Source organism: Streptomyces sp. NPDC043854 (genome assembly GCF_056436005.1).
The window spans coordinates 1-4,705 of the sequence record NZ_JBWKDK010000114.1; the positions used below are offsets into that span (position 1 = coordinate 1).

Annotated in this window: 4 protein-coding genes; all 4 read right to left on the minus strand. The window is 71.4% G+C overall.

Annotation, left to right across the window (positions count from 1 at the left end; genetic code table 11):
• Window positions 1–84: 84 nt before the first annotated feature.
• Window positions 85–1,104 carry a LacI family DNA-binding transcriptional regulator gene (locus AC068A_RS37065; protein ID WP_478590699.1) on the minus strand — a complete coding sequence of 340 codons (1,020 nt, stop codon included), beginning with the start codon at window positions 1,102–1,104 and terminating at the stop codon, window positions 85–87.
• A complete protein-coding gene (locus AC068A_RS37070; protein ID WP_478590700.1) occupies window positions 1,092–2,699 on the minus strand; it encodes a glycoside hydrolase family 13 protein in 1,608 nt (535 codons plus the stop codon). Before AC068A_RS37070 ends, AC068A_RS37065 begins: the two co-directional genes overlap by 13 nt.
• Window positions 2,700–2,752: 53 nt before the next feature.
• Window positions 2,753–3,640, minus strand: a complete 888-nt coding sequence (locus tag AC068A_RS37075; RefSeq protein WP_478590701.1) for a sugar ABC transporter permease — start codon at window positions 3,638–3,640, stop codon at window positions 2,753–2,755.
• The coding region (locus AC068A_RS37080) for a carbohydrate ABC transporter permease (RefSeq protein WP_478590702.1) at window positions 3,637–4,705 on the minus strand (1,069 nt) is incomplete at its 5' end. The genes AC068A_RS37080 and AC068A_RS37075, both read right to left, overlap by 4 nt.

Below are 4,705 nucleotides of genomic sequence, written 5' to 3' on the forward strand. Positions count from 1 at the left end.
TCCCCCCCCCCCCCCACAACCCTCCCCCTGCCCCCCCCCAACCACCCCCCCCCCCCGGGCGGGGTCTCGGGGGGAGCCCCGAGTTCAGGAGCGGTGCGGTGCCTGGGCCGTGGAGCCGCGGACCACCAGCTCCGGCTGGAAGACGAACTCCGTGCGCTGGACCGGCGTGCCGCCCACCGCCTCCAGCAGCGCGCCGACCGCGGCGGTGGCCATCGCACGCACCGGCTGGCGGACCGTCGTCAGCGGCGGGTCCGTGAAGGCGATCAGCGGCGAGTCGTCGAAGCCGACCACCGACACGTCCTCGGGCACCCGCAGCCCCCGCTCCCGCACCGCCCGTATCACGCCGAGCGCCATCGGGTCGCTGCCGCAGACGATGCCGGTGCACCCGCGGTCGAGCAGGGCACCTCCCGCCGCGTGCCCGCCCTCGACGGTGAACAGGGTGCGCTGGATGAGGCCTTCGGCCTCCGCCCTGGGCACGACGGCGGTGAAGCCCTGCTCCTTCCGGGCCGACGGCACGTAACGCGTCGGCCCGATCGCCAGCCCGATCCTCCGGTGCCCCAGGTCCTCCAGGTGCCGCACGGCCATCTCGGCCGCAGCCCGGTCGTCCGGGGAGATGAACGGGGCGTTCACGTGCTCGTTGAACCCGTTGATCATCACGAACGGCACCCCGCGCGCGCTGAGCCGCTGGTACCGGGCCGGGTCGGCGAGGGCGTCCGCGTGCAGCCCGGACAGGAACACGATGCCCGTGACCCCGCGCTCCTCCAGCTGCTCGACGAGCTCGTCCTCCGTGGCCCCGCCGGGCGTCTGCGTGCACAGCACCGGCGTGTACCCGTGCCCGGCCAGCGCCTGCTCGATGACCTGGGCGAAGGCCGGGAAGATCGGGTTGGTGAGCTCGGGTATGAGCAGGCCGACGAGCCCGTTGCTGCGCCTGCGCAGCCGTACGGGCCGTTCGTAGCCGAGCAGGTCCATCGCGGCCAGCACCTTGTGCCGGGTGCCGGCCGCGACGCCCGCCTTGCCGTTGAGGACCCGGCTGACGGTCGCCTCGCTGACCTGGGCCTGCGCGGCGATGTCCGTCAGCCGGAGCGGGGAGGTCACCCCTGCCACCACACCGCCGTGTCGGCGGGCAGTATGCCCGGCTCGCCCAGCTCGCCGCTGGCCAGCAGGACCGTACCCGGTGCGGGCAGCGCGACCGCCTCCCCCGTGGTGTTGGCGGTGCACACGAAGCCGCCCCGCCGGAACGCGAGGACGCCCTCGGGGGCCGGGAGCCACTCCACGGAGTCGCCCGCCCCGAGGTCATCCCGCTCCCGGCGGATCCGCAGCGCGCTGCGGTACAGCTCCAGCGTCGAGTTCGGGTCGCCGGTCTGCGCCTCGACGCTCAGCCCCGCCCACTCGGCCGGCTGCGGCAGCCAGCTGCCGCCGCTGCCGAAGCCGTACGGGGCCTCGGTGCCGGACCACGGGATCGGCACGCGGCAGCCGTCGCGCAGCCCGTCCTGCCCGTTCTCCTTGAAGAAGGAGGGGTCCTGGCGCACCTCGTCCGGCAGGTCCACGACCTCGGGCAGGCCGAGCTCCTCGCCCTGGTAGACGTACGCCGACCCGGGCAGCGCCAGCATGACCAGCGCGGCCGCCCGTGCCCGGCGCAGGCCCGCCTCCGCGTCCCCGTCGGCGAAGCGGGTGGCGTGCCGGACCACGTCGTGGTTGGACAGCACCCACGTGGTCGGCGCACCGACGGGCCGCATCGCATCCAGCGACTCGTCGATGGTGGCACGCAGCGCAGCGGCGTCCCAGCCGGTGGTCAGGTAGTGGAAGTTGAACGCCTGGTGCAGCTCGTCGGGCCGCAGGTACAGGGCGGTGCGGTCGGCGCTGGGCGTCCAGGCCTCGGCGACGCCGATGCGGTCGCCGGCGTACTCGTCGAGGATCTTGCGCCAGGAGCGGTAGATCTCGTGGACGCCGTCCTGGTCGAAGAAGGGCAGCACCTGGTTGCCGAGGAGCTTCAGCTGCTCCTCGTGGCCGAGGTCGGGCAGGCCGGGGGCCTTGACCAGGCCGTGCGCGACGTCGATGCGGAAGCCGTCGACGCCCAGGTCGAGCCAGAACCGCAGCACGGACCGGAACTCGTCCTGTACGGCCGGGTGTTCCCAGTTGAAGTCGGGCTGCTCGGGAGCGAACAGGTGCAGGTACCACTCCCCGTCGGCCACCCGCGTCCACGCCGGACCACCGAAGATGGACTCCCAGTCGTTCGGCGGCTCCTCGCCGTTCTCCCCCCGCCCGGGCCGGAAGTGGAAGCGCTCGCGCAGCGGCGTGCCGGGCCCTTCCCGCAGCGCCTGCTTGAACCATTCGTGCTGGTCGGAGCAGTGGTTGGGGACGAGGTCGACGATGATGCGCAGGCCCAGCCCGTGTGCTTCGCGGATCACGGCGTCGGCGTCGTGCAGGGTGCCGAACATGGGGTCGATGGCCCGGTAGTCGGCGACGTCGTAGCCGGCGTCGGCCTGCGGGGAGGCGTAGAACGGGCTGAGCCAGACGGCGTCGACGCCCAGTTCCCTGAGGTAGGGCAGTCTGCTGCGGATGCCTTCGAGGTCCCCCATGCCGTCTCCGTTGGAGTCGGCGAAGCTGCGCGGATAGACCTGGTAGATCACCGCTTCTCTCCACCAGCCGGGCGCAGTGCCGGTGGCGGTGGGGAGTGTTTCGGCGAGGTGCTGGGTCATGACGTCCTTGGTTGGGTTCGGGCCGGGGGTGTGTCGGGGCGGGCGCCGGGTGGTCAGCCCTTGGTGGCGCCCGCCGTCATCCCGGCGACGAGGTGACGCTGGGCGAAGACGAAGAAGACGGCGGCGGGGACGGCGATGAGGACCGAGGCGGCCGTCATCGGACCCCAGTTGGCGGTGTACTGCGTGACGAAGGTCTGCAGGCCGCCGGCCAGGGTGAGGTTCTGGTCGCCGACCATGAACGCGGAGGCGTAGGCGACCTCGCCCCAGGCGGTGATGAACGAGTAGAAGGCGGTCACGGCGAGGCCGGGCCTGGCCAGCGGCAGGATGAGCCGCCAGAAGGTGCCGAAGGGGGTGAGCCCGTCGACGCGGCCGGATTCGTCGATCTCGGCCGGGATGGTGTCGAAGAAGCCCTTCATCATCCAGGCGCAGAACGGCACGGCGATCGTCAGGTACGTGATGATCAGGCCGACGGGATGGTTGAGCAGCCCGAGCTGGCCCATGAGGTTGTAGAGCGGGACGATCAGGATCGCCATGGGGAACATCTGTGTGATCAGCAGGGTCCACATGAGCGGCTTCATGCCGGGGAACTTGAACCGGCTGACGGCGTACCCGGTGGTCGCGGCGATGAACACGCCGAGCACGGTCGTGATGCCGGCCACCAGCACGGAGTTGCCGAACCAGGCGAAGAAGGAGGTCTGCTCCACCAGGTAGCGGTAGTTCTCGAGGGTGGGTTCCTTGACGAAGTCGGTGGTGATCGCGTGCTTCGCGGGCTTGAGGGAGGTCAGGAGCACCCACAGCACCGGGAAGACGGCGATCACGGAGGCGACGGCGAGGGTCGCGTGCAGCCCGAAGGAGGCGAGCGGCGACCGCTTGCCCCGCTCGCGTACCGGGGCGGAAGACGCACGGGACGTCTTGGTCGTGGAGGTGGCCACGGTCGTCACCACACCTCTCCCTGCTTGCGCAGCGCCCGTCGGTAGACCAGCGCGAAGATCATGAGGAGGGCGAGGATGAGCACGCCCCAGGTGGCGGAGCCGGCGAAGTCCCGCGGGCTCATCACGAACGCCTGCCGGAAGGCCTGGGTGACCAGGATCTCGGTGGCGTCTCCCGGTCCGCCCCGCGTCAGCAGGAAGATCACCGGGAACATGTTGAAGGTCCAGATGGTGGAGAGCAGGATCACGGTCATGCTCACCGACCGCAGTCCGGGCAGGGTGATGTGCCGGAAGCGCTGCCAGGTGCTGGCGCCGTCCATCTCGGCGGCTTCGTAGAGCTCGCCGGGGATGGACTGCAGGCCGCCGAGGAGGGCGACCATCATGAAGGGGATGCCGAGCCACACGTTGACGGCGATGACGGAGACCTTGGCCCAGGTCGGGTCGTCGAGCCACGGGATGGCTGCGATGCCGCCGCCTTCGAGGAGCTTGTTGAGGATGCCGTTGTCGCGGTTGAAGAGGAACCGCCAGGCGAAGACCGAGACGAAGCCGGGAACGGCCCAGGGCAGGATGAGCGCCATCCGGTAGAAGGCGCGGCCCTTGAACTCCCGGTTCAGCATGTTGGCCAGGACAAGCCCCAGGGTGAAGGTGATGGACACGCATGCGACGGTCCACACCACCGTCCAGACCAGCCGCTGCATGAACACCGGGTCGCTGAGCACGGCCGCGTAGTTGTCGAACCCGACGAACTCGTACGTGGCGTCGATGTGGTTGGCGCCGATCGTACGGGCGACGTTGCGCTCGTTGGCGTCGGTCAGCGACAGGTAGATGCCGCGCACGAGCGGCCAGCCGATGATGACGCCGAGCACGATCACGACCGGGGCGACCATGGCCCAGGCGTACCAGTGCGTGGCGAAAGCACGCTTGAGCCCGCCGCGGTTCGCGGCGCGCTTCTTCGGGTTCGAGCCCTCAGCCGTGCGGCTCCGGGGGGGGGGGGGGGGGGGGGGGGGGGGGGGGGGGGGGGGGGGGGGGGGGGGGGGGGGGGGGGGGGGGGGGGGGGGGGGGGGGGGGGGGGGTGGG

Excerpts from the sequence above, each read along its gene's own strand:
- AC068A_RS37070 (WP_478590700.1), bottom strand. The coding sequence starts at position 2,699 with ATGACCCAGCACCTCGCCGAAACACTCCCCACCGCCACCGGCACTGCG.